The sequence below is a fragment of the Stenotrophomonas sp. 22385 genome (genome assembly GCF_052045085.1).
Taxonomy (GTDB): domain Bacteria; phylum Pseudomonadota; class Gammaproteobacteria; order Xanthomonadales; family Xanthomonadaceae; genus Stenotrophomonas.
On the sequence record NZ_JBQEOG010000003.1, the window covers coordinates 255,657 to 278,947 of the forward strand.

Below are 23,291 nucleotides of genomic sequence, written 5' to 3' on the forward strand. Positions count from 1 at the left end.
TGATGAAGCGCCGGCATCAACTGCCGGCGCTATGTTTCACCCGCGCGGTTAGCAGGTCGACTACCAGCTGGCGGCGTCTCTGACCGGGGTGTGGACGCATCGACCTTGCGAGGCGGATCCGCGAGGGGGATCCGGCTTTGACCACAGTAGCTGGATCTGAGAGCCGGACCCGTAGGATTCCGCGCCATGCTCCCTCCCGACTCCCTGGCATTCCGGGGCCTCCCGCCCGACGGGAGGGGCGACAGCGTGTTCTTCGACGGCAGGCAGGTGCTGCGCCTTTGCGAGCGAATCAGCGGGGGAGGGCGGTTTTGCCGACCTCAACACCCAGCGGCCTGACCGGCGGCGCTGGACGACGCGGGAATGCACCAGCTACAACCAGGGCATCGTCGGGGCAGAGATGTGGGTGGTCCGTCACCAAGACCGAGTCACCGCTGGCGTTCGAGAAGGTCTGGCGTGAGTGGATTCGTGCTGCCGAGCAGGGAACAGACTACGCGTTCACCATTCGGTGCAAGGACGGATGTCGCTTCATTGGGCTGGCTGGCTTACACGATGCGAGCGGGGCGCGCCCCGAGCTCGGAATCTGGGTGAGTGAGTCAGAGCACGGGCATGGTTACGGCTTCGAGGCGGTGCAGGCCGTAGCCCGGTGGTGGTCCACGAAGGGTTCTCCCGCCGCGTTTCATTACCCTGTCGCCGAAGTGAATCAATCCAGCAGACGCATCGCCGAGCGCTTAGGCGGAACGGTAGTGGCATTCGAAGTGACACCGAAGTACAACTCAGTCATCTATCAAATTCCCCCGGTAGTGCCTGATCCCTCCGCACAGCAGACAGGGCGGGATGCGGGCTAGGAGCGCCTGGCCAAGGGTGGATCGGGTGTGCATAGAGTTGTGTCAGGACTGCAAATCCCGTGCAATTGGGCGCAGATTGGCACACGTTTGGCACAGTTGGCTTCGAGGGCGTTGCGCCACATAGGCGCATCGCGCCCCTCCTAAGGGAAGGTCGCCCGTTCGAATCGGGCCGCGGTCACCATAGATCAACCGTTTGCGTGATTCGCAGGTCGTACGCACCCGCTCGCCGACGGGGCCACCTTCTGGCCGATGCAATCTCGTTGCTTCGATCGAAGCGCCCATCGACGCGGTTAGGCCGCTGCATTTGCCTCCTGCTGTGACAGGATCCAGACCGGCGGGGCGCGTTGAAGCGCGTCTGGCTGACAGCGCCGTGCACTCGCGCGTGAGGGCTGCTAGCACGTTGCAGGCCGCGACATGTGAAACTTCAGTCATCCATGCCGGCGCATTGTGAACAAGTCATCTTTCGTAGCGCTCTCTGATGCAGGATATATCTCCACCCTCATCGCCTCCGATGAGAATGCTGTTGGTAGAGGACGACGTAGCCTTCGGCGAGATCCTTGAAGCGCTCTTTCTTGATCATGGCTATGAGGTGCACTGGGCGCGAACGGTAGGGCACGCCATCCAGCTCAGCCATGCGCATGCGTTTGCAGCTGCCCTGCTGGATATCCACGTGGGCAGTGAGCTCGTCTTCGAGTTGGCTGACCGACTTAGAACGTGTGCCGTTCCCTATGTGTTCATGTCCGGACCGTTCATAGAGCTGTTGCCTCGGCCGCACGACACTGTCCCGCTGGTGCGTAAGCCACTCAGACTCAAAGAACTTCTTTCCGCAGTTGAACGGCTTTCTGGCCGTCTCCCTTCTCCGGCGCCGTGAGCTGCGAAACCTGCGTCGTCACGCGCGCGCAGGTAAACTGGATACCCGGAAACAACCCGTACAACGCAGGAGCGGCATGGCGCTGCAAGCAATTGCCTACACAAGTCAGGCGATCCCCAATCTCGGTTCCTCCCGGGTGGACGAGCTGACGCTGCGCGCTGCTGCCCACAACCGCATTGCCGGTGTCACGGGTGTCATGCTCTTCGATGGCAGTCGATTTCTGCAGTACATAGAGGGGCCTGACGACGGTATGTCGGTCGTCTATGCCCGGATCGAATACTCCCGCAGTCATACCGGGATGGTTGAGCTGGCGCGCGGCCGCGTAGCTGAGCGCCAGTTCCCTTACTGGACCATGCGATGGATATCCGTGGCTGAGTCGGAGCTGCAGGCCACACTGATGAGCGATTGGCCCAGCCTTTCCAGTCGCGACCTTGCCGCCAGTCGCGGGCGCACCTCCACTGGCCTCGACCGCTTGGCTGAGCTAGCTGCGCCCTACATTGCCTGACCGGCAGACCTGTGACCAAGACGGCTTCGTTTACGTTCGTCCGTCCGAATCGGACCTGGCTCGCCGCGATCGAGGGCGAACCTGCCCGTAATTTTACCGGCCCTTCTTCAGTAATTCCTCAGAGGTCGCGAAGCTTGCCGGCGGTCACGATGGAACATCGCGATCCTCGCAGGATTTCTTCGATGAACCGTACTGTCTGGCTCACCATGGCGGTCGTCGCGCCGCTCTTCCTGTCCAGCTGCGACCGCAGCGCGCCGGAAGCGGCGCCTGCTTCCGGCACGCCGCCAACCACCGCCAGTGGGCCATCGGCCACCGCGCCGGCGTACACGGACCAGGACATCAGCGATGCCTGGATCTACCTGCTCGGGCGGCTGCTGGTGCTGCGGCAGCAGAAGGCGGATCTGGCCGAGGGGATGAAGTGGAATGAATTCACCCACCGCAAGCCGGGGGCAGTCGAATGGCCCAACCCCAACCTGGACGTGGCCTATTCCGAGGCCTGGGTGGCACTGGACGAGAACAGCTGCACGCAGGTCACGGTTCCGAAGATCACGGGGCGCTACTACACCGTACAGTTCCTCAACGGCTGGGGCGAAACCCTGGCCAACATCAATGCGGAGACGCAGCCCGAGCGTGACTGGGGCGAGTTCGCTGTGTGCCTGGAAGGGGCAAGCGCAACCTTGCCCGAAGGCGTGGTCCGGGTGGATGTGCCGGCGCGTTACCTGCGGGTGCTGGCACGCGTGGAGCTCGGCGACGACTGGGAACAAGCGGTGGCGCTGCAGCACAAGTTCGCGCTGCGGGCGACCGGCACGCCTGCGGTTCCGACACTGCCCTCGATTCCGCCGTTCGATCCGCAGCACCTTCCCGGCGCGGAAGCGTTTGAAAATGCCGAGGCGGTGCTGGACAGCGAACGCGACCTCAACCCCGGCATGGAAACGGTAGCGGCGAAAGTGCGTGCCATTGCCCAGGGCATCCGATCCCCGGCGGAGCGGGCCCGGGTGGACCGGGTGGTGCGCGATAAGGCGCACGCCGACCTGGCCAAGGCTGCGCCGACCATCGGTCGCGGCACCCTGCAGAACGGCTGGGTGCGTCCTGCCGTGGCAGGTTCCTACGGTAACGACTGGCTGGGCCGGACGCTGATCAACCTGGGCGGTATCTGGGCCAACCGGCTTGATGGCGTGGTGTACTTCAAGGGAAGCCTGGATGGCACCAATACCCAGCTCAATGGCGATCACACCTACACACTGACCTTCCCGAAGGATGCCTTGCCGGCCAGCTTTGCCAGCTATTTCTGGTCGGTGATTGCGGTGGATCCGGTGTTCGCCCGGGTGCTGCCCAATCCGAAGAACCGGTTCCTGCTCAATCGCGAATCGGGGTTGAAGTACAACGCCGACGGATCGCTCACGCTTTACTTCGCGGCGGAAAGGCCTGCGGAAGCGCCCGACCCGAACTGGCTGCCCACGCCCAAGGGGCAGGACTATCGGTTGACGTTCCGCTTCTATGGGCCAAAGGGTGGCGTGGCCGATGGAAGCTACTATCCACCGCCGATGGTGCGTGTGGATCCGTAGCGAACGTACGCGCCCTGCACGCTGCCATCGCTGTGCATTGACGAACCGCCTGTCAGGGTGACTGCAACGCCACTGCGCAGGACGTTTTTCATGCTGAGCATCGATCATCGACTTGAGTTTCCCTGGCAGCCGGCAGCAGAGGTGCCCGCGCCCGATCCGGCCGTGGAGCCCCCGGCACCGCCGGTGGAGGCACCGCCATCGCAGGACCCTCCTGCCCAGGAACCACCTGGCGAGATACCGCCCGAGCGCGATCCACCCACCGAACAGCCGCCGTTGGAAGCGCCGCCGCCGTCCAGAGCAGAGTGAGCCACCGCAGCAAGACCGTGCACCTGCTGGAATGCGCCGCGTAACACGCGGCGTTTTTCTTTTCTGCAGCGCAACCCGCGTGACGAAGCCATTGCGCCTCGAACACCGTGTCGAAACATCACGTTTGCGCCGCGCAGACATCGCTTAACACTTCGATTTCAAGGTCACGCCGACTTCATTGACGATGCGGAAAAGTGGATCCACCCCGACACGGGTCAACACGAATCCACTCCAGGAGCAGATATCAGTGAGCACCGAATCCAAGACCGCGCATACCCTCAACGACCTCATCGAGATTGCCCGTGATGGCCAGGACTTTTACACCGAGGCGGCCAAGAAGGTTGAGGATGCAGAGTTGTCCGCACTGTTCACCCGCATCGCGGGCGTGAAGTCGCAGATTGTCACGTCCCTGAGCAGCACCGTTGCCGCAACCGGCGCCAAGCCGGCAGAGCACGGCACCATGGTCGGCTCGATGCAGCAGTTCTACGGCAAGGTCCGTGCCACGCTGGGCGATACCCAGTACGGCTATGTTGCCGAGCTTGAGGAATCGGAAGATCGCCTGCTGAAGGCCTTCCGTGACACCCTCACCGACACCGACACCCCGCCGGCCGCCCGCGCGGAAGTGACCCGGCTGTTGCCGAGCGTTGAGGAAACGCACAACGTGATGCGCAACCGCAAGCATGCGATGAAGCACTGAACATCACGCCATGAGGCTTGAAGCCGTGGCGGCGACGCTGGTCGCTGCCACCGTTCGCAGGCGCCCCGGTTCAGCCGGGGCGTCTGCGTATCAGCCGGGTCCGCGACTCCAGACACCGGCGTACGGCCCCACCCGATATGGTGCATACTCGGTCACAGGTACTGTCGGGATTACTCATGGAACACATGCGTTGGCTCACGCTTCGTCTTGGCAACAACCAGTCCATCGGCCCCGGCGTTCTGCGGGAACTGTGGTCCAATGCCTGCGAAACAAACCAGTCCTCGGTAACCCGCGATACCGACGGGCGGTCAACGGCTTATGCGCTCCATGCGCCAACGTCGCTGGCCTACCCGAAGCGCGCCGAACTACGCATGCGCGAACTGCTGGAAAAAGCCGGTTACACCTTCACCATGGGCTCGCTGGCCGATCGGCCTGCGCCGCAGCCGGTGCGCTTCCGCTGAGCCAGGCTACGTTGCCTGGCGTGTGATCGGCAGTACGCGGCGCATGATGCGCACCGGCACCCCGGTGCGGTGCGTCTGCCGCTCGAGTGGTTCCCAGCCGAGCTTCGCATACAGGCCGCCATCATCGCGCTCGGTCTGCAGGAATACTTCACGCACGCTGTAGCCTTGTGCCTTCTGCATCAATGCGGCGATCAATTCGCTGGCAAGCTCTCGGCCACGATGCGACGGGCACACGAATACACCGCCCAGCCAGTGCAGCCGCTCGGGTCGCTCGGTGCGCTCATGGAATTTGAGCTGGGCGGCGGCGACCGGCAGATCCCTGTCCATCGTCATCAGCAGCATGGGCAGCTCATTGTCGTGCAGGAACACCTCCAGCCGCTGCTGTTCGTCTTCCAGCGTCCAGCCCGGCACGCGGCTACCCCAGGCGTCGAAGTACCAGCGGGCAACAACGGGCAACAGGTGCGGGGCATGGCTCAGGGCAAGAAACGGCATCGAGTACTCCCTGTACGGCGCGACGGTACTTCCCGTGACAACATCGACGTTATACCACTGGGGTATCAGCCCCCTGCCGTGACGCGTTGCAGGTTTTGAGAACCGCGCGCAGACTTGCACTGTCGATCATTCCTCCGCTCACGATGTCTTCACCGTCCTTCAACCTCCGGTGCTATGGCCGCGCCTCAAGCGTGGACCGTCATGCATTCGCGCAATGGGTGCTGCCAGTGCAGGGTGAGTTGGCGTTCGAGCTCGAGGGCCGTTGCGTACGCCTGGATCGATTGCAGGGCGCGTTCGTGGCGCCAATGGCGGGGCATGCCCAGAGCGCCACGGATCACGACCGCTTTCTGATCGTGGACTGCCCGGCCTCGATGTTCGACGCCGATACGCTCGCACGTCTGCATCGCCAGCCGGTACTGGCGCTTCCCGCAGAGGTGCGGGGAATGGCGCAGCGCGTGGGTAGCACGCCGCAGGAGCAGGTCGACGACGACACGGTGCGGCGCGAGTTGCCCCGGCTGCTGCAGGCGTTCTCGCTGGCCGGCAGTGCGACCCGCCTGCAGGCAGTGTGTGCGCGCATCGAGCACGCGCCGGGCGAGGCCTGGCCCGTGGAGCGCATCGCCGGTGAGGTCGGGGTCAGCAGCAGTCGCCTGCATGCTCTGTTCCGCCAGGCCTTTGGGCTCAGCCCGCAGAACTGGCTCAGCGCCAGCCGGCTGCGCTGGGCACGCGGACGGCTGGCATCCAGCGATGCGTCCATCGCGCAGATTGCACAGCACGCCGGCTATTCCGAGCAGAGCGCGCTGACCCGTGCCCTGCGCCGGGAGTGGGGCATGACCCCGGGCGATTACCGGCGCCGCTACCGCTCCGCGCAGTAGATCCGGTCAAGATCGTCGGCGGCGTGCCGCCTACACTGGCGCGGTCTTTCCGTTACCTGGCGCGTAGCTGTTCATGAATCGTTCGATGGGCGTGGGTGTAGCCAATGGTGTCGCCGCCGGGGCGCTGTGGGGCGTGGTATTCCTGGCGCCTGCGGTGCTGGGCCATTTCAGCGCCGTGCAGCTGTCGGCCGGACGCTACCTGGTGTATGGGCTCGTTGCCGTGCTGCTGCTGGCGCCGCGCTGGCGCCAGTTGCGCGGGCGGATCGGGATGGCCGAGTGGCGGGGGCTGCTGTGGCTGAGCCTGGCGGGCAACCTGGTGTACTTCGTGCTCCTGGCCCAGGCGGTGCAGTGGGCGGGTGGGGCGGCCGCTTCGTTGATTGTCGGGCTGATCCCCGTGGTGGTGACGGTGGCCGGGGCGCGCGAAGAGGGCGCGGTGCCACTGCGGCAGCTCTCGCCCGCATTGACCCTGTGTCTGTTCGGGGTGGGACTGGTGGGCTATGAGGCGCTGCAGTCCGAGCATGCACCAGGGTCGGCGAATCAACGCCTGCTGGGGTTGTTGTGTGCATTCGGCGCTCTGTTTTCATGGGCGTTGTATTCCATCGGCAACAGCCGCTGGCTGGCACGCCGCCCGGATATTTCAGGCCACGATTGGTCGCTGCTGACGGGCGTGGCAACCGGCGCGCTGGCGCTGCTGCTGGTACCCACTGCGTTTGTCCGCGCCGGCCCGTCCCACGCGCTGGTTGACTGGGCGTGGTTCTGGATCATCAGCGCGGGGGTGGCGGTGGTGGCTTCGGTGCTCGGCAACGCCTGCTGGAACCGGGCCAGTCGCAAGCTGCCGCTGACCTTGACCGGGCAGATGATCGTGTTCGAGACGCTGTTTGCGCTGCTGTATGGATTCGGCTGGCAGCGCCGCTGGCCTACGCTGATGGAATCACTGGCGATCGTCTGCCTGGTCGCCGGGGTGTTGCTGTGCGCGCACGCGCACCGGCCGCCGCCGATGGTGGCTGAACACGCCGGCTGATGTGGCTGCCTGGTCTGAATGGTCACATTCGCAACTTTTTGGCCGACGATGTCTGCCATTCATCGTGTTGCACGTTTTGCGGTGCACCACTTGACACGCACCCTCCCGGCGTAGTTTTCTTGGCCCATGGTCACCGCCGCTGCCCCTGACATGCTGCTCTCCACCGCCCTCATCGGCGGACTGCGCAGCGTTGCCCTGGCCGCCGGTACCACCACCATTACCACCGTCACCACTCGCCTGGTGCGGCCCGTCGTCTTCGCGTAGTTTCCGAAAACAACGGCCCCGCACCAGATCAGGTTGCGGGGGATCTCCTTCAGCCTGGATGACGCGGGGCCTCGAATCGAGGTCAGCATGTCTTCTGTCGCCGCTTCATCCAATGCCGCTGCATCGCCCGCATCTTCCTTGCCGCTGCGCGCGGCATCCTCGACGGTCGTGCACAAGTTCGGCGGCACCTCGGTGGCCGATGCCGACCGCTACCGCCATGTGGCCCAGCTGTTGCTGGCGCGCCCCGAGGCGGTGCAGGTCACCGTGGTGTCGGCCATGAAGGGTGTGACCGACGCGCTGATCGCGCTGGCCGGCGCGGCCGCGGACAACGCGCCGCAGTGGCGCGACGATTGGCACGCCCTGCGCGCACGCCATCGCGGTGCCGCGGTGGCGCTGTTGGGCGAGCACGCAGGCGACACGGTGGAGTGGCTGGATGCACGCTTCGACCAGCTGGTGGAAGTACTGGGCGCGCTGGCGGTGATCGGTGAGCTGCCCGACGAGGTACTTGACCGCGTGCAGGGCCTGGGCGAAGTGTACTCGGCGCACCTGCTGGGCCACTACCTTCGCAGCATTGGCGAGGACTGCGCGGTGCTGGACGCACGCGAGGTGCTGGTGGTGGACCGCGGCGAACTGGGCGTGGACGTGGACTGGGTGCAGAGCGCGCAGCGGCTGGCCGCATGGCGGGACGCACATGGCTCAGCGCGGGTGGTGGCCACTGGATTCGTGGCGCGCGACCGCCGTGGCCGGGTAACCACCCTCGGGCGCAATGGCAGCGACTATTCGGGTGCGATCTTTGCCGCACTCTTCAACGCCGACGAGCTGCATATCTGGACCGATGTGGACGGCGTGCTTTCGGCCGACCCGCGGGTGGTGCCCGAGGCGGTCCAGCTGGACGCGCTGAGTTACGATGAGGCCTGCGAACTGGCATATTTCGGCGCCAAAGTGGTGCACCCGCAGACCATGTCGCCGGCCATCGAACGCGGCTTGCCGATCATCATCCGCAATACCTTCCACCCGGATCATCCCGGGACACGGATCACCGCCGAGCGCACCGCGTCCGGCCCGATCAAGGGGCTCACCCTGAGCCCGGAACTGGCCCTGCTCAACCTGGAAGGCACCGGCCTGATCGGCGTTCCCGGCACGGCCGAGCGCGTCTTCGCCGCGTTGCGCAACGCGCACGTGTCGGTGGTGATGATCTCGCAGGGCTCATCCGAGCACTCGATCTGCTGCGTGGTGCGCCAGGCTGAAGCGCAGCGGGCGCGCGATGCCCTGCTGCACGCGTTCGCCCACGAACTCAGCCTGGGCCAGGTGCAACGCGTGCAGCTCACCGACAACGTGAGCGTACTGGCGGCGGTGGGCGATGGCATGGCCGGGCAGCCGGGCGTCGCGGCGCGCCTGTTCGAATCGTTGGGGCGTGCACAGGTGAACATCCTGGCCATCGCGCAGGGCTCGTCCGAACGCAACATCTCGGTGGCAGTGGACAGCCGCCAGGCGACCAAGGCACTGCGCGCGGCGCATGCGGGCTTCTGGCTGTCGCCGCAGACCTTCTCGGTGGGCGTGATCGGTCCCGGCAATGTGGGCGCGGCGTTGCTCGACCAGTTGCTGGTCGCGCAGCCCACCCTGCTGACGCGGGCCAACGTGGACCTGCGAGTGCGTGCGGTGGCATCGCGCAGCCGCATGCATCTGGATGCACGTGGGGTGCAGGGCGACTGGCGCGCTGCGTTGGCCACGCAGGCGCAGGCGACCGATCTGGACCAGTTCACCGGACACCTGCTGTCGGCACACCTGCCGCACGCGTTGATCGTCGATTGCAGCGGCAGCGCCGATGTCGCCGACCGCTATGCCGGCTGGCTGGCGGCCGGCATCCATGTGGTCACCCCCAACAAGCAGGCCGGCGCGGGCCCGTTGCCGCGGTATCACGCCATCCGCGAGGCCGCCGCTGCCAGCGGCGCGCGCTTCCGCTACGAAGCAACCGTGGGTGCCGGGTTGCCAGTGATCACCACGTTGCGCGACCTGGTCGATACCGGTGATGAAGTGCTGGCCGTCGATGGCATCTTCTCCGGTACGCTGGCCTGGCTGTTCAACAAGTACGACGGCCAGGTGCCGTTTTCCGAGCTGGTCGCGCAGGCGCGCGGCCTCGGCTACACCGAGCCCGACCCACGCGACGATCTGTCCGGCGTGGACGTCGCCCGCAAGCTGGTCATCCTGGCACGCGAGGCCGGTCGTGAGCTGAGCCTGGAACAGGTCAGCGTGGAAAGCCTCGTACCGGAGGCACTGCGCCAGGCCAGCGTGGACGACTTCATGAGCGGTCTGGCATCGGTCGATGACGTGTTCGCCGGACGGCTGGAACAGGCGCGTTCGCGCGGCGCGGTGCTGCGTTACGTAGCGCGCCTGTCAGCGGATGCCGCCCAGGTGGGCCTGGTGGAGCTGCCGGTCGGCCACGCGTTCGCCAACCTTCGCTTGACCGACAACGTGGTGCAGTTCACCACGCGTCGTTATTGCGAGAACCCTCTGGTGGTGCAGGGTCCCGGTGCGGGTCCGGAAGTGACCGCTGCGGGTGTGTTCGCCGATGTGCTGCGGGTCGCCGCCGGAGAGGGGGCGCGCCTGTGAGTACCAACGCAGCAGGGGAGGCGCGTGCATTCTCACCGGCGTCGGTGGGCAATGTCGCCGTAGGGTTCGACATCCTGGGCCATGCCATCACGGGTGTGGGCGACACCGTGACCGTGCGCCGCACGGACGAGCAGGGCGTTCGGATTCTGGCGATCCGGGGCACCACGATTGATCTGCCGCTGGAAGCTGCCGACAACACCGCCGGTGCGGCATTGCTGGCGATGATCGACACGCTTGCGTTGCCGTTCGGGTTCGAGCTGGAGATCGACAAAGGCATCGCGCTCGGTTCGGGCATGGGCGGTTCGGCGGCGTCGTGCGTGGCCGCGCTGGTAGCCGCCAACGCGCTGCTGGATACGCCGCTGCCGCGCGAAGCACTGTATCCATTCGCGCTGACCGGTGAGGCGGTGGCCAGTGGGGGCCGGCATGGGGACAATCTCGGGCCGATGCTGCTGGGTGGGCTGGTGCTCAGCACGGCGGACCGGCTGGTGCGCATTCCCGTGCCTGTCGAGTGGTACAGCCTGTTGGTGCATCCGGACGCCGTGCTGGAAACCCGTCGTGCGCGTGCCGCGCTGCAGGGCAGCTACCGACTTTCCGAATTCGTTACGCAAAGCGCGAACCTGGCGCTGGTATTGAGTGGCTGCTTCCGCAGTGATGCCGGGCTGGTACGCGCCGGCCTGCGCGACGTGCTGGTGGAACCGCGTCGTGCCGGCCTCATCGAGGGTTTCGCCGCGGCCCGCGAGGCTGCATTGGCGGCGGGTGCACTGGGCGCCAGCATCTCAGGGGCCGGCCCCAGCGTGTTTGCCTGGTTCGACAGCGAGGCGGCGGCGCACGCTGCCAAGCGTGCCGTGCAGGTTGCCTTTGCCGGTGCGGGCTTAGACAGCCAGGGCTGGGTATCGCCGTTGAACGCGCCCCGGGCGCAGCTGCTGTGACCGCAGCTTCCACTCTTCTGCCAGGATCTGCCATGGAATTCGTTTCGACCCGTCACGCCGCACCCGCATCCACCCTCAGCGCGGCCATCGCCGCCGGCCTTGCCCCGGATGGCGGGTTGTATGTCCCCCGGCAGCGACCGCAGCCGCAACGCTGGCTGGCACAGGGCAGCCTGGCGCGCAACGCCGAAGCGGTGCTGGCGCCGTTTTTCGTCGGCGACACGCTCGCGCCGCACCTCGCCGCGCTGTGCGAGGAAGCCTTCGACTTCCCGGCCCCGCTGCGTGCACTGGCCACCCCGGGCGACCATGTGCTTGAGCTGTTCCATGGACCGACCGCAGCGTTCAAGGACTTTGGCGCGCGCTTCCTGGCAGCCAGCGTCGCTCGACTCCAGCGGGATCGTTCCCGCCCATTGACCATCGTGGTGGCCACCTCCGGCGACACCGGCGCAGCGGTCGCAGCGGCTTTCCATCGCCAGCCCGGTATACGCGTGGCAGTACTGTATCCCGACGGTCGCGTATCGCCGCGCCAGGCGCACCAGCTGGGCTGCTTCGGCGACAACATCCACGCACTGCGGGTGGCCGGTTCATTCGACGACTGCCAGGCGATGGTGAAGCAGGCCCTGAGCGACCGCGAGCTGCAGGCAGAGGTGCCCTTGAGCTCGGCCAACAGCATCAGCCTTGGCCGGTGGCTGCCGCAGATGAGCTACTACACCGACGCGGCGCTGACCCACCACAAGGCGACCGGCGAGGTACTGAACCTGGTGGTGCCCACCGGTAACCTCGGTAACGCGATGGCCGCCGTGCTGGCACGCGCGATGGGTGTACCACTGGGCCAGATCGCACTGGCCACCAATGCCAATGATGTGTTGCCGCGCTTCTTCCGCGGCGGTGCGTACCGGCCGCAGCACAGCGTGGCGACACTGGCCAACGCGATGGATGTCGGCGCACCCAGCAATTTCGAACGCTTGCGCTGGCTGTATGCGGAAGACGACGACGCACTGCGCGCGGCGTTCCGCGTCGAGGCGGTGGACGATACGGCGATCCGCGACCTGATCGCGCGGCGGCACGCGGCATTCGGCGAGGTCTTCTGCCCGCACACCGCCACGGCGGTGAAGCTGCTTGAACAGCTGCGTGCCGAAGGGGTGCAGGGCGATTGGGCAGTAGCCGCAACCGCGCACCCGGCCAAATTCGAAACGGTGGTGGAACCGCTGATCGGCGGCGCCATCGAGGTACCGCCCGCCCTGTCCGCGCTGCTGGATCGCCCCGCCCGCGCCGAACCCTGCCCACCGCATTACACGGCACTGCGCGAATTCCTGCTTTCCTGATGTATCCAGATCCCAGCCCGGCGCGCAGCCTCGGAAACCGGGCTGTTTCGGCGCATGCACACCCGACCGGAGTTCAGCGGTGATTGAAGCCGCCCCTCAGACCCCGCACAGCTCCCGCAACCCGGCTTCGTCCAGAATCTCGACGGTGTTCAGGTGGGGCAGGGCAATCAGGCCCTGCTGCCGCAGCTTGGTGAACGTGCGGCTCACCGTTTCCATGGTCAGGCCAAGATGGTCGGCGATGTCGCTGCGCCCCATCGGCAGCGTCACGCGCAGGCCGTTGCCGCCCAGGCGTGCTTCACGCGCGGCCAGTCGCAGCAGGAAATCGGCCAGCTTCTCGGCCGGCTGCAGGCGGCCCAGTGCCAGAGCGGCATCGGCCGCCTCGTCCAGCGCCTGGCAGGCACGCTGCAGCAGCTTGCGCTCCAGGTGTGGGTAGCGTGCGCGCAGGTCCTTCATCGGGGCCAGACCCACGCGGCAGACCCGGCTGTCGGCAATGGCTTCGATGTCGTAGCGGTGATTGTCGCTGCCGGTCAGCCCGAGATAATCGCCGGGGAGCACGAAGCCGCTGATCTGGCGGCGCCCATCGGCCAGGGTGCGGACCAGCCGCAGCGCGCCTTCGGTCAAGGTATAGACATGTTGGCGGGCCTCGCCGGCGCGGGCCAGGGTGGCGCCCAGCGGCAGCGGCTGCGACACCGTGACCCGCTCCAGGGCCTGCACCTCGTCCGGCGACAGCGCCGAACATACCGCCAGGTGGCGCACCGAGCAGTGCAGGCAGTCGCGCAGCGGCGCGCAGCCCGGTGCGGGATCTTCTACAGCGGCAACAGCGGTTCCGGAGGGGGGCCGGGTCATGTCGAACCAGGGAGCGGGGCCTGCCCATCATACGTCATGCGGCGGTCGGCCCGGCTCCGGCTAGAATATGCAGCTCGTTCTTCCCCAAGTTCCCCCGCAGGAGTCCCGCAAGTGATCAAGCCCCGTACGCCGCCCGGCATCATGGAACTGCTGCCGCGCGAGCAGATCGCGTTCCAGCGCATGCTGGACGTCATCCGCCGCAATTACGAGCGGTTCGGGTTCCTGCCGGTGGAAACCCCGGCGTTCGAGCTGTCGGACGTGCTGCTGACCAAGTCGGGTGGCGAGACCGAGCGCCAGGTCTATTTCGTGCAGTCGACCGGCGCGCTGGCCAATGCGGCCGAAGCGGGTGACAAGAGCCTGCCGGAGCTGGCGCTGCGCTTCGACCTGACCGTGCCCCTGGCACGCTATGTGGCCGAGCACGAACACGACCTGACTTTCCCGTTCCGTCGTTACCAGATGCAGCGCGTGTACCGTGGCGAGCGCGCCCAGCGCGGCCGTTTCCGCGAGTTCTACCAGTGCGACATCGACGTGATCGGCAAGGACAGCCTGAGCACGCGCTATGACGCCGAAGTCCTGGCGGTGATCCATGCGGTGTTTGCGGAGCTGCGCATCGGCGATTTCTCGGTGCAGCTGAACAACCGCAAGCTGATGCGCGGTTTCTTCGAAAGCCTGGGCGTGGCCGACGGCGAGCGCCAGATGGCGGTACTGCGCGAGGTCGACAAGCTGGACAAGCGCGGTCCGGACTACGTGCGCGACACGCTGACCGGCGAAGGCTTCGCGATCCCGGCCGAGCAGGTGGACCGGATCCTGGCCTTTGTGGCGGTTCGCTCGAGCAGCCACGCCGATGCACTGGCGCAGCTGGATGCACTCGTGGCTGATGGTACTGCCAGCGAGACGCTGAAGCTCGGCGTGGCCGAGCTGCGCGAGGTGCTGCAGCTGGTGAAGGCGCTGGGCGTGCCGGAAACGGCGTACTGCCTGAACTTCTCGATCGCGCGCGGCCTGGACTACTACACCGGCACGGTGTACGAAACCACGCTGACCGACCACCCGCAGATTGGTTCGATCTGTTCGGGCGGCCGCTACGAGGACCTGGCCAGCCACTACAGCAAGTCCAAGCTGCCAGGCGTGGGCATCTCCATCGGCCTGACCCGCCTGTTCTGGCAGCTGCGCGAGGCGGGGCTGATCGCGGGCATCGAAGACAGCAGCGTGCATGCGCTGGTGGCGCTGATGGACGACAACGGCCTGGCCGATTCGCTGGATATCGCCCGTCGCCTGCGCATAGGCGGGATCAACGCGGAAGTGCAGATGGAGCCGAAGAAGATCGGCAAGCAGTTCCAGTACGCCGCCAAGGCCGGCATCCGCTTCGTGGTGCTGGCCGGTGAAGACGAGCTGGCACGCGGCGTGGTGGCGGTGAAGGATCTGCTGCGCGAGCAGCAGTTCGAAGTCGCTCGCGATGAGCTGGCGAGTGCATTGCTGGTGGAGCTGGAGCAGACGCGCGCGATGGCGTGAGGTTCTCTGCTGTCTGATGACAACAACGGCACCTTTGGGTGCCGTTGTTGTTTTTGGGCGTCTGATTGCGTGGTTTCACTGTGCACCCGGCGTTGCCGGGTGCTTCATGCATTCGTGCGTAAAGCCCGTTATCACCCGATCCCTGGTTTGGCGGGACGGTGCGGGTCTGCGGGACACGCCGTGAATCCGTCCTTGGAGGCTTGGCAAAAACATCCCTGTTTTTGACAGTCCCGCAAACCCGCCCCGTCCCACCTTCGACGGGTGGTTGGTGGCCAGGGGTAACAGCTAAAGCGTCTTCGTTTCGGGGTCATGCGTTACAGCGTGAGGATGGTTTCCGGGCAGTCGTCTGGCGACCGACCCTACCGCTGTGTTTCACTGCGTTTCGGACGTCATGGCTGGCACCGGTAGGGTCGGTCGGCAGACGACTGCACTGAACAATCCAGCGCCCGGTAACGCAGTGAAAACATCGAACCCGGCCGTTGATCTCCCTTGGCCACCAACCCGCCGGCCCAGCTCAGGCCATGCGAAGGCCACCGGCTGTTCGTCCAGAACCATCGCCAGCCAGGCAGTGCCCGGCGACAGACCGCGATGCGGGGTTCCCCTGTGAACAAAGGCCTGAACCTGAACGGAGGGATCAGAGACCTCAGGTGGATTTGGCTTCAGCCCGCTTTTGCGCTAATGTAATAGCACGCTATTACATTGATACGATGAAAATACGCCCTGTCCCCCGTGAGAAAGACCCCCAGGCCGACCTGGACAGCCTGGCCGGCGCATTTGCCGGCCTGTCCAGCGCCGAGCAGGTCACTGCGTTCCTGCGCGATCTGTGCACCCCGGCCGAGCTGGAGGCGCTGTCCGACCGCTGGAAGGTGGTGCCGCTGCTGCGGCAGGGCGTGCCGTATCGCGAAATCCATGAATTGACCGGTGTCAGCGTGACCACCACCGGGCGCGTGGCGCGCTCGCTGGACCATGGCCACGGCGGTTATGCCGCCGCCATTGCCGCGACCGCCACGCCTGCATCCCCAGAATCCGAGTAGAGACTTCCCCATGAGTGCAACCCAGACCGCCCCGGCACGTGACCGGCTGCGTATTGCCATCCAGAAGAGCGGACGCCTGGCCGAACCGGCGCGCAGCCTCCTGACCGCCTGCGGGCTGAGCTGGCGGCAGAGCCGCGACAAGCTGTTCTGCTATGGCGAATCGCTGCCGGTGGACCTGCTGCTGGTGCGCGATGACGATATTCCCGGCCTGATCGCCGATGGCGTCTGCGATTTCGGCATCGTTGGCCGCAATGAACTGGACGAGCAGGGCGCCGCGCGCCGCCGCATTGGCCTGCCCGATGCCTACCAGGCGCTGCGCGGGCTGAACTTCGGACAGTGCCGGTTGATGCTGGCCGTGCCCGAGGAATGGGACTGGCAGGGCGTGCAGCAGCTGGCCGGCAAGCGCATCGCCACCAGCTACCCGGCGATCCTGGCCGACTGGCTGGCCGAGCGCGGCGTGGATGCCCAGGTGGTGGAGCTGTCCGGTTCGGTGGAAATCGCCCCCCGCCTCGGTACCGCCGACCTGATCTGCGATCTGGTCTCCAGCGGTGCCACCCTGGCCGCCAACCAGCTCAAGCCGGTGGAAACGCTGCTGGAAAGCGAAGCCGTGCTGGCCGGCCCGGTGAAAACCCCCGACGACGCACGCGCTGGCCTGATGGCCATGCTGCTGCGCCGCCTCGACGGCGTGGTGAAGCTGCAGGACAGCAAGCTGCTGATGTTCCGCGCCGAACTGGACCGCGTCTCCGAACTCGCCCGTTTGTTGCCCGATGCCGACCCGCTGGTGCAGTTGCCCGATGACGGCGGCCGCCTGCGTTTGCAGACCATGTGCCACGGCGCATTGACCTGGCAGCGGTTGGAAGAGCTGGAGCGCGCAGGCGCCCAGGGTTTGATGGTCTTGAGCGTGGAGCGGTCGCTGGCATGAATCGTCTGCAATGGTCCCAGTTGAGCGACGCCGAGCAGGCACAGGCGCTGCAGCGCCCGGTGCAGGCCGTGGCCACGCGTACCCGCGAATCGGTGGCCGCGTTGATCGCGGCCGTGCGCGACGATGGCGATGCCGCGCTGCGCGAGATCAGCCTGCGCTTTGATGGCGTGGCCCCGGCCTCGTTTGAAGTGAACGACGAAGAGTTCGCTGCCGCCGAACGCGCGGTACCGGCCGAACTCCGCCAGGCGATGACCGAGGCGGCCCAGCGCATCCGCCTGTTCCACAAGGCCGGCATGAGCCAGGGCTACGCGGTGGAAACCGCGCCGGGCGTGCGCTGCGAACGCATGGTGCGACCGATTGGGCGCGTCGGCCTGTACGTGCCGGCGGGCAGCGCACCTCTGCCTTCCACCGCATTGATGCTCGGCGTGCCGGCGCAGCTGGCCGGCTGCCGCGAAGTGGTGCTGTGCACGCCGCCGCGCCGCGATGGCAGCGCCGATCCGGCCGTGCTGGTGGCCGCGCGCCTGACCGGCGTGCACCGCGTGTTCAAGCTGGGCGGTGCGCAGGCGATTGCCGCCATGGCCTACGGGACGGCCAGCGTGCCGGCCTGCGACAAGCTCTATGGCCCGGGCAACAGCTACGTGACCGAAGCCAAGCAGCAGGTTGCCCAGGACGGCGCGGCGGCCATCGACATGCCGGCCGGACCTTCGGAAGTACTGGTGATTGCCGATGCCGGCGCGAACCCCGCCTTCGTCGCCGCCGATCTGCTTTCGCAGGCCGAACACGGCCCGGATTCGCAGGTGCTGCTGCTCACTGATGATGCCGGCATGCTGGCCAGGGTTGAGGCGCAGGTGCAGGCGCAGCTGGCGCTGCTGTCGCGCGCCGACATCGCCGCGCAGGCGCTGCAGTCCTCGCGCCTGATCCTGGTCGATTCGCTGGTGCAGGCATTCCAGATCAGCAACCGCTATGCGCCTGAACACCTGATCCTTGCACTGCGCGAGCCACGCGACTGGCTGGCGCAGGTGGAGGCCGCCGGTTCGGTGTTCCTTGGCGACTACACCCCGGAAGCGCTGGGCGATTACTGCAGCGGCACCAACCATGTACTGCCGACCGCCGGTGCCGCGCGCGCCTACAGCGGGGTCAGCGTGGCCAGCTTCCAGAACATGATCAGCGTACAGGCCGCAAGCGCACAGGGCATCGCCGCCATCGGCAACTGCGCTCGCGTGCTGGCGCGTGCTGAAGGCCTGGACGCGCACGAGAACGCAGTGGCGCTGCGCATGGAGGCGGCCGCATGAGCGCCGGTACCGTGCTCGATCTGGTACGCAGCGACCTGCGCGCGTTCACCGGGTATTCCTCGGCACGCAGCAGCGCGCTGGTGGGAGACGTATGGCTCAACGCCAATGAAGCGGCCTGGGCCAATCCTGCCGACGCGCAGGGAGTTGCCCGGCGCTATCCCGAACCGCAACCCGCAACGCTGCGCGCGCGGTTGGCGGGGCTGTATGGCTGCTCCCCCGACCAGCTGTTGATCGGCCGGGGCAGCGATGAGGCCATCGACCTGCTGGTGCGTGCACTGTGCGACCCCGGCCGCGACGCCGTGCTGGTGACCCCGCCGGTGTTCGGCATGTATGCGGTGTGTGCGCGGCTGCAGAATGCACCGCTGCTGGAAGTGCCGTTGCGGGATGCAGGCGATGCACTGGAGGCGGACATCGACGCGATCATCGGCGCCGCGCTGGCTGGGAATGCCAAGCTTGTTTTCCTGTGCACGCCCTCAAATCCGGCCGGCAGCACGATTTCCCTGGACGACATCGAACGTGTCGCCCGGGCACTGCAGGGAAGGGCGCTGGTAGTCGTGGATGAGGCATACGGTGAGTACGCGGAGCAGACCTCGGCGACCAGCTTGTTGGCGCACCGTGACAACGTGGCCGTCCTGCGCACCTTGTCCAAGGCACACGCCCTGGCCGCCGCACGGATCGGCAGCCTGATTGCCGCGCCGGCGTTGATCCAGACGCTGCGCCGTTGTCAGGCCCCGTATCCGGTCCCCGCACCGTGCACTGCACTGGCCGTGGCCGCGCTGGAGCCGGCAGCGCTTGAAATCACCACGTCGCGCGTGGCCCTGGTCAAGACCGAACGCACCCGCCTGGCGGCTGGCCTGCAGCAGGCCCCCGGCGTGCTCCGCGTCTACCCGTCGCAGGGCAACTACCTGCTGGTCCGTTTCAGTGACGCGCAAGCTGCGTTCGAAGCGCTGCTCGCCGCTGGCGTGGTGGTGCGCGACCAGCGCGCCGCGCCGCAACTGCACGATGCGCTGCGCATCACCATTGGCAGCCCGGAGGAGAATGACCGTGTGCTCCAGGTACTCAACGCCCGGAGGGCCGCCGCATGACCCCCATCCTGTTCGTCGACCGCGATGGCACCCTGATAGAGGAGCCAGCTGATTTCCAGATCGACGCCTACGAGAAGATCCGCTTCGTGCGCGATGTGATCCCGGCGATGCTCAAGCTGCGCGATGCCGGCTACCAGTTCGTCATCGTCAGCAATCAGGACGGGCTGGGCAGCGAAAGCTACCCGCAGGCGTCATTCGACGGTCCCAACGACCTGATGCTGCAGATCTTCGAAAGCCAGGGCATCGTGTTTCGTGACGTGCTGATCGACGGCACCTGGCCGCACGACAACGCGCCCACGCGCAAGCCGGGCATCGGCATGATGCTGCCGTACCTGCAGGACCGCAACATCGACTGGGCACGCTCGGGCATGGTCGGTGACCGCCCGACCGACATCCAGTTCGCGCAGAACATGAACATCCGTGGCTTCCAGCTGCGCACCGAACAGTTTGGTGGCGAGTGGGACTGGAATGGCATCGCCCATGAACTTGCCGATGCGCCGCGCCGCGCCACCGTACAGCGCAACACCAGGGAAACCCGCATCCGGGTCGAGGTCGACCTGGACCGCACCGCCGAACCACAGACCCACACCGGGCTGCCGTTCTTCGACCACATGCTGGAGCAGATCGGCAAGCACGGCGGTTTCGCGCTCAGCGTGCAGGCGGAAGGCGACCTGCACATCGACGAGCACCACACCATCGAAGATACCGGGCTTGCCTTGGGTCAGGCCCTGCGCGAAGCACTGGGCGACAAGCGCGGGATCGGCCGCTACGGCTTCACCCTGCCGATGGACGAGACCCTGGCCAGCGCTGCGCTGGACTTCAGCGGCCGCCCGTACTTCGTGTTCGAAGGCGAGTTCAAGCGCGAGCGCGTGGGCGACATGCCGACCGAGCTGGTGCCGCACTTCTTCCGCTCGCTGTGCGATGCCTCGGGCCTGAACCTGCACCTGAGCGTGCGCGGCGACAACGATCACCACAAGGTCGAAGCGTGCTTCAAGGCCCTGGCCCGTGCGCTGCGCCAGGCGCTGCCGCGCCAGGGCACGGCGCTGCCCAGCACCAAGGGGGCGCTGTGACCGACGTTGCCCTCATCGATGCCGGCGGCGCCAATCTCGGTTCGGTGCGCTATGCACTGGAACGACTGGGTGCACGCGTGCAGCTGGTGCGCGACGCAGCCGGGCTGCGCGGCGCTTCACGGGTGATCCTGCCGGGTGTTGGCGCTGCGCCCCACGGCATGGCACGCCTGCATGCGCAGGGTCTGGTGCAGCCGTTGCGTGAGCTGCAGGTGCCGCTGCTGGGCATCTGCCTGGGCATGCAGCTGCTGTTCGAACACTCCGAAGAGGGCAACGTGGAGTGCCTTGGCCTGCTGCCCGGCGTGGTCCGCCACCTGCATCCAGCCACCGGGATCCGCGTTCCGCACATGGGCTGGAACCGGCTGCTTCCGCTGCGCCAGGCTGCGCTGATGGACGGCGTGGCCGACCGCGCCAGCGCCTACTTCGTGCACAGCTACGCCGCTCCCTTGAACGAGCACACCGTGGCCGCCTGCGACCACGGCGGCCTGTTCGCGGCGGTGGTGCAGCGCGGCCGCCACAGCGGCGCACAGTTCCACCCCGAGCGTTCCGCCGCCACCGGCGCGCGGATCCTGCGCAACTTCCTCGAGAACGAACCCGCATGAGTTTCACCGTCTATCCCGCGTTGGACATCCGCGAAGGGCGCGTGGTGCGCCTGGTGCAGGGCGACTACGCCCAGCAGACCACCTATGGCGATGACCCGCTGCCACGTGCCAACGCGTTCGCCGCAGCCGGCGCGATCTGGATGCACCTGGTCGACCTGGACGCCGCGCGCGCCGGGGGCTACACACTGGCCCCGCTGCTGAGCGCGATTGCCAGCCAAAGCGGCCTGAAGGTGCAGACCGGTGGCGGCATCCGCCACCGCGATGACGTGGCCCGGTTGCTGGACGCCGGCGCGGCGCGGGTGGTGGTGGGTTCGCTGTCGGTACGCGAGCCGGACACCGTGATCGGCTGGGTGCAGGAGTTCGGCGCCGACCGCCTGACCGTCGCACTCGACGCGCGCCGGGCCGAGGACGGCCGCTGGCAGCTGCCGGTGCATGGCTGGACTGAAACCGCCGACGTTACCCTGGACGCGCTGGCCCAACGTTACGCGCAGGCCGGCATGCGCCACCTGCTGTGCACCGACATCGCCCGCGACGGCATGCTGTCCGGGCCCAATATCGATCTGTACCGGCACCTGTCCGCGCTGTTGCCGGGTGTGGCGGTGCAGGCGTCGGGTGGCGTGCGCAGCGCCGCTGATGTGGCCGAGGCCAAGGCGGTCGGCTGCGGCGGCGCGATCCTCGGCAAGGCGCTGCTGGAAGGCCGCATGACTCTGCAGGAGGCCCTGGCATGTTGAGCCGCCGGTTGATTCCGTGCCTGGACGTGCGCGATGGCCGCGTGGTCAAGGGCGTGCGCTTCCGCGACCACGTGGACATGGGCGACATCGCCGAGCTGGCGTTGCGCTACCGCGATCAGGGCGCCGACGAGCTGGTGTTCTACGACATCGGCGCCAGCCCGGAAGGGCGGGCGGTGGACGTGGGCTGGATCGAGCGCATTGCGCGGTTGATCGACATCCCGTTCTGCGTGGCCGGTGGCATCAGCGATGTGGAGACCGCCCGCCGGGTGCTGTACGCCGGCGCGGACAAGATCTCGATCAACTCGCCGGCGCTCGGCCGCCCCGCGCTGATCGAAGAGCTGGCCGATGCCTTCGGCGTGCAGTGCGTGGTGGTCGGTATTGATTCGGTGCGCGAGCCGGATGGTGAATGGCGCGTTCGCCGTTTCAGTGGCGATCCGGACAAGACCGAGGCGGTGCCGGTGCGGACCCTGGACTGGCTGGTGGAAGCCCAGCGCCGCGGGGCCGGCGAGATCGTGCTCAACTGCATGGACAGCGATGGAGTGCGTCGCGGTTATGACGTGGTCCAGCTGCGCCAGGCGCGCGCGTTGTGCAACGTGCCGTTGATTGCCTCCGGCGGTGCCGGCGCCATGCAGCATTTCGCCGATGTGTTCGACCAGGCCGATGTCGACGGTGCGCTGGCCGCCAGCGTTTTCCACAGTGGCGCCATTGCCATTCCCGCGCTCAAGCAGTTCCTGCGCGAGCATCAGATCGAGGTTCGTGATGTCTATTGAAGTGTTGCCCTCCCGGGAGTCGCTGCAACAGCTGGATTGGGCCAAGGGCGATGGTCTGCTGCCGGTGGTGGTACAGCATGCCGACACGCTGGCGGTCCTCATGCTGGGCTACGCCAGCGCCGAATCGCTGGCGCTGACCCTGGAAAGCGGGCACATGACCTTTTACAGCCGCAGCAGGCAGCGGCTGTGGACCAAGGGCGAAGTGTCCGGCAACGTGCTGGCGGTGGTCGCGGTACGCGTTGACTGCGACGCCGACACGCTGCTGGTGAGCGCGCGCCCGGCCGGCCCGACCTGCCATACCGGCAGCGAGAGCTGCTTCACCGAAGCGCCCGGCAATTTCCTTGGCCGGCTGGATGCGCTGGTGCGCGAGCGAGAACAGCAGCGCCCAGCCAACAGTTACACCACCACCCTGTTCGACCAAGGCCTGCGCCGGATCGCGCAGAAGGTCGGCGAGGAGGGCGTGGAAACCGCATTGGCAGGCGTCGTCCAGGACGATGACGCGCTGCTGGGCGAATCGGCCGACCTGCTGTTCCACCTGACCGTGCTGCTGCGCGCCCGTGGTCTGTCGCTGCAGGATGCCGTGGACGTACTGAAGGCCCGACACGCCGGGTGAGCCCGGCATTTAACGTCGTTGAAACGGGCCACAGGCGATCATGTGCGGCTTACACTCGCA

At 66.8% G+C, this 23,291-nt stretch carries 23 protein-coding genes and 1 tRNA gene; 22 read left to right on the forward strand and 2 right to left on the reverse strand.

Features of this window, described 5'->3' with window-relative positions; genetic code table 11:
• Positions 1-308 precede the first annotated feature (308 nt).
• From ACTJI4_RS07845 to ACTJI4_RS07875, 7 genes are all read left to right on the forward strand, one after another.
• On the forward strand, positions 309-845 hold the full coding sequence (locus ACTJI4_RS07845) for a GNAT family N-acetyltransferase (protein WP_440868963.1): 537 nt from the start codon (positions 309-311) through the stop codon (positions 843-845).
• A 107-nt stretch (positions 846-952) separates the two neighbouring features.
• Positions 953-1,026, forward strand: a tRNA-Arg gene (locus ACTJI4_RS07850).
• 336 nt (positions 1,027-1,362) lie between these two features.
• Positions 1,363-1,716, forward strand: coding sequence for a hypothetical protein (locus ACTJI4_RS07855; protein ID WP_440868964.1), 354 nt, complete (start codon positions 1,363-1,365; stop codon positions 1,714-1,716).
• Positions 1,717-1,792: 76 nt separating this feature from the next.
• Positions 1,793-2,221 carry a BLUF domain-containing protein gene (locus ACTJI4_RS07860; RefSeq protein WP_392916964.1) on the forward strand — a complete coding sequence of 143 codons (429 nt, stop codon included), beginning with the start codon at positions 1,793-1,795 and terminating at the stop codon, positions 2,219-2,221.
• Positions 2,222-2,403: 182 nt separating this feature from the next.
• Positions 2,404-3,786: a DUF1214 domain-containing protein gene (locus ACTJI4_RS07865; protein WP_392916967.1), complete on the forward strand. Its 1,383-nt coding sequence runs from the start codon at positions 2,404-2,406 to the stop codon at positions 3,784-3,786.
• Positions 3,787-4,339: 553 nt separating this feature from the next.
• Positions 4,340-4,789, forward strand: coding sequence for a PA2169 family four-helix-bundle protein (locus tag ACTJI4_RS07870; RefSeq protein WP_392916970.1), 450 nt, complete (start codon positions 4,340-4,342; stop codon positions 4,787-4,789).
• A 176-nt stretch (positions 4,790-4,965) separates the two neighbouring features.
• Positions 4,966-5,250 carry a hypothetical protein gene (locus ACTJI4_RS07875; RefSeq protein ID WP_392916972.1) on the forward strand — a complete coding sequence of 95 codons (285 nt, stop codon included), beginning with the start codon at positions 4,966-4,968 and terminating at the stop codon, positions 5,248-5,250.
• A 6-nt stretch (positions 5,251-5,256) separates the two neighbouring features.
• Here ACTJI4_RS07875 and ACTJI4_RS07880 read toward each other — a convergent pair whose 3' ends face one another.
• Positions 5,257-5,742, reverse strand: a complete 486-nt coding sequence (locus ACTJI4_RS07880) for a GNAT family N-acetyltransferase (RefSeq protein WP_392916975.1) — start codon at positions 5,740-5,742, stop codon at positions 5,257-5,259.
• 143 nt (positions 5,743-5,885) lie between these two features.
• Between ACTJI4_RS07880 and ACTJI4_RS07885 the strand changes: the two genes are divergently transcribed.
• From ACTJI4_RS07885 to thrC, 5 genes are all read left to right on the forward strand, one after another.
• Positions 5,886-6,614 (forward strand): helix-turn-helix domain-containing protein, encoded by a 729-nt coding sequence (locus ACTJI4_RS07885; RefSeq protein WP_440868965.1) that lies wholly within the window; start codon positions 5,886-5,888, stop codon positions 6,612-6,614.
• A 73-nt stretch (positions 6,615-6,687) separates the two neighbouring features.
• Positions 6,688-7,635, forward strand: a complete 948-nt coding sequence (locus ACTJI4_RS07890) for a DMT family transporter (RefSeq protein ID WP_440868966.1) — start codon at positions 6,688-6,690, stop codon at positions 7,633-7,635.
• A 351-nt stretch (positions 7,636-7,986) separates the two neighbouring features.
• Positions 7,987-10,509, forward strand: a complete 2,523-nt coding sequence (gene thrA, locus ACTJI4_RS07895; protein WP_440868967.1) for a bifunctional aspartate kinase/homoserine dehydrogenase I — start codon at positions 7,987-7,989, stop codon at positions 10,507-10,509.
• Positions 10,506-11,438 carry a homoserine kinase gene (locus tag ACTJI4_RS07900; protein ID WP_440868968.1) on the forward strand — a complete coding sequence of 311 codons (933 nt, stop codon included), beginning with the start codon at positions 10,506-10,508 and terminating at the stop codon, positions 11,436-11,438. Before thrA ends, ACTJI4_RS07900 begins: the two co-directional genes overlap by 4 nt.
• Before the next feature lie 32 nt (positions 11,439-11,470).
• Positions 11,471-12,760 carry a threonine synthase gene (thrC, locus tag ACTJI4_RS07905; RefSeq protein ID WP_440868969.1) on the forward strand — a complete coding sequence of 430 codons (1,290 nt, stop codon included), beginning with the start codon at positions 11,471-11,473 and terminating at the stop codon, positions 12,758-12,760.
• A 96-nt stretch (positions 12,761-12,856) separates the two neighbouring features.
• Here thrC and ACTJI4_RS07910 read toward each other — a convergent pair whose 3' ends face one another.
• Complete coding sequence (locus ACTJI4_RS07910) at positions 12,857-13,606, reverse strand: Crp/Fnr family transcriptional regulator (RefSeq protein ID WP_440868970.1); 750 nt, start codon at positions 13,604-13,606, stop codon at positions 12,857-12,859.
• A 111-nt stretch (positions 13,607-13,717) separates the two neighbouring features.
• Here ACTJI4_RS07910 and hisS point away from each other — a divergent pair, with 111 nt between their 5' ends.
• The 10 genes from hisS to hisIE all read left to right on the forward strand — a co-directional run bounded on the left by hisS (position 13,718) and on the right by hisIE (position 23,231).
• Positions 13,718-15,115: a histidine--tRNA ligase gene (gene hisS / locus ACTJI4_RS07915; protein ID WP_440868971.1), complete on the forward strand. Its 1,398-nt coding sequence runs from the start codon at positions 13,718-13,720 to the stop codon at positions 15,113-15,115.
• A gap of 707 nt (positions 15,116-15,822) precedes the next feature.
• Positions 15,823-16,149, forward strand: coding sequence for a YerC/YecD family TrpR-related protein (locus tag ACTJI4_RS07920; protein ID WP_282247999.1), 327 nt, complete (start codon positions 15,823-15,825; stop codon positions 16,147-16,149).
• 10 nt (positions 16,150-16,159) lie between these two features.
• Positions 16,160-17,071, forward strand: coding sequence for an ATP phosphoribosyltransferase (gene hisG / locus ACTJI4_RS07925; protein WP_068851417.1), 912 nt, complete (start codon positions 16,160-16,162; stop codon positions 17,069-17,071).
• Entirely contained in the window at positions 17,068-18,363 is a 1,296-nt protein-coding gene (gene hisD / locus ACTJI4_RS07930; RefSeq protein ID WP_440868972.1) for a histidinol dehydrogenase, read from the forward strand. The genes hisG and hisD overlap by 4 nt, the downstream gene beginning before the upstream one ends.
• Positions 18,360-19,448: a histidinol-phosphate transaminase gene (gene hisC / locus ACTJI4_RS07935; RefSeq protein WP_440868973.1), complete on the forward strand. Its 1,089-nt coding sequence runs from the start codon at positions 18,360-18,362 to the stop codon at positions 19,446-19,448. Before hisD ends, hisC begins: the two co-directional genes overlap by 4 nt.
• On the forward strand, positions 19,445-20,518 hold the full coding sequence (gene hisB / locus ACTJI4_RS07940) for a bifunctional histidinol-phosphatase/imidazoleglycerol-phosphate dehydratase HisB (RefSeq protein ID WP_440868974.1): 1,074 nt from the start codon (positions 19,445-19,447) through the stop codon (positions 20,516-20,518). Before hisC ends, hisB begins: the two co-directional genes overlap by 4 nt.
• Positions 20,515-21,117, forward strand: a complete 603-nt coding sequence (gene hisH / locus ACTJI4_RS07945) for an imidazole glycerol phosphate synthase subunit HisH (RefSeq protein ID WP_093534481.1) — start codon at positions 20,515-20,517, stop codon at positions 21,115-21,117. Before hisB ends, hisH begins: the two co-directional genes overlap by 4 nt.
• The gene (gene hisA, locus ACTJI4_RS07950; RefSeq protein WP_440868975.1) at positions 21,114-21,848 is read left to right on the forward strand and encodes a 1-(5-phosphoribosyl)-5-[(5-phosphoribosylamino)methylideneamino]imidazole-4-carboxamide isomerase; all 735 of its coding nucleotides are present in this window, start codon (positions 21,114-21,116) and stop codon (positions 21,846-21,848) included. Before hisH ends, hisA begins: the two co-directional genes overlap by 4 nt.
• A complete protein-coding gene (hisF, locus tag ACTJI4_RS07955) occupies positions 21,842-22,618 on the forward strand; it encodes an imidazole glycerol phosphate synthase subunit HisF (protein ID WP_392917018.1) in 777 nt (258 codons plus the stop codon). The genes hisA and hisF overlap by 7 nt, the downstream gene beginning before the upstream one ends.
• Positions 22,608-23,231, forward strand: coding sequence for a bifunctional phosphoribosyl-AMP cyclohydrolase/phosphoribosyl-ATP diphosphatase HisIE (gene hisIE, locus ACTJI4_RS07960; RefSeq protein ID WP_440868976.1), 624 nt, complete (start codon positions 22,608-22,610; stop codon positions 23,229-23,231). Before hisF ends, hisIE begins: the two co-directional genes overlap by 11 nt.
• Positions 23,232-23,291 lie beyond the last annotated feature (60 nt).

Bases quoted from the DNA above. Each gene is read 5' to 3' on its own strand.
- ACTJI4_RS07880 (WP_392916975.1), bottom strand. From the start codon at position 5,742: ATGCCGTTTCTTGCCCTGAGCCATGCCCCGCACCTGTTGCCCGTTGTT.
- hisB (WP_440868974.1), top strand. From the start codon at position 19,445: ATGACCCCCATCCTGTTCGTCGACCGCGATGGCACCCTGATAGAGGAG.
- ACTJI4_RS07920 (WP_282247999.1), top strand. From the start codon at position 15,823: ATGAAAATACGCCCTGTCCCCCGTGAGAAAGACCCCCAGGCCGACCTG.
- thrA (WP_440868967.1), top strand. From the start codon at position 7,987: ATGTCTTCTGTCGCCGCTTCATCCAATGCCGCTGCATCGCCCGCATCT.
- hisC (WP_440868973.1), top strand. From the start codon at position 18,360: ATGAGCGCCGGTACCGTGCTCGATCTGGTACGCAGCGACCTGCGCGCG.
- hisG (WP_068851417.1), top strand. From the start codon at position 16,160: ATGAGTGCAACCCAGACCGCCCCGGCACGTGACCGGCTGCGTATTGCC.
- ACTJI4_RS07910 (WP_440868970.1), bottom strand. From the start codon at position 13,606: ATGACCCGGCCCCCCTCCGGAACCGCTGTTGCCGCTGTAGAAGATCCC.
- ACTJI4_RS07860 (WP_392916964.1), top strand. From the start codon at position 1,793: ATGGCGCTGCAAGCAATTGCCTACACAAGTCAGGCGATCCCCAATCTC.
- hisA (WP_440868975.1), top strand. From the start codon at position 21,114: ATGAGTTTCACCGTCTATCCCGCGTTGGACATCCGCGAAGGGCGCGTG.
- ACTJI4_RS07890 (WP_440868966.1), top strand. From the start codon at position 6,688: ATGAATCGTTCGATGGGCGTGGGTGTAGCCAATGGTGTCGCCGCCGGG.
- hisIE (WP_440868976.1), top strand. From the start codon at position 22,608: ATGTCTATTGAAGTGTTGCCCTCCCGGGAGTCGCTGCAACAGCTGGAT.
- ACTJI4_RS07885 (WP_440868965.1), top strand. From the start codon at position 5,886: ATGTCTTCACCGTCCTTCAACCTCCGGTGCTATGGCCGCGCCTCAAGC.
- thrC (WP_440868969.1), top strand. From the start codon at position 11,471: ATGGAATTCGTTTCGACCCGTCACGCCGCACCCGCATCCACCCTCAGC.
- ACTJI4_RS07855 (WP_440868964.1), top strand. From the start codon at position 1,363: ATGCTGTTGGTAGAGGACGACGTAGCCTTCGGCGAGATCCTTGAAGCG.
- hisD (WP_440868972.1), top strand. From the start codon at position 17,068: ATGAATCGTCTGCAATGGTCCCAGTTGAGCGACGCCGAGCAGGCACAG.
- ACTJI4_RS07875 (WP_392916972.1), top strand. From the start codon at position 4,966: ATGGAACACATGCGTTGGCTCACGCTTCGTCTTGGCAACAACCAGTCC.
- hisF (WP_392917018.1), top strand. From the start codon at position 21,842: ATGTTGAGCCGCCGGTTGATTCCGTGCCTGGACGTGCGCGATGGCCGC.
- ACTJI4_RS07865 (WP_392916967.1), top strand. From the start codon at position 2,404: ATGAACCGTACTGTCTGGCTCACCATGGCGGTCGTCGCGCCGCTCTTC.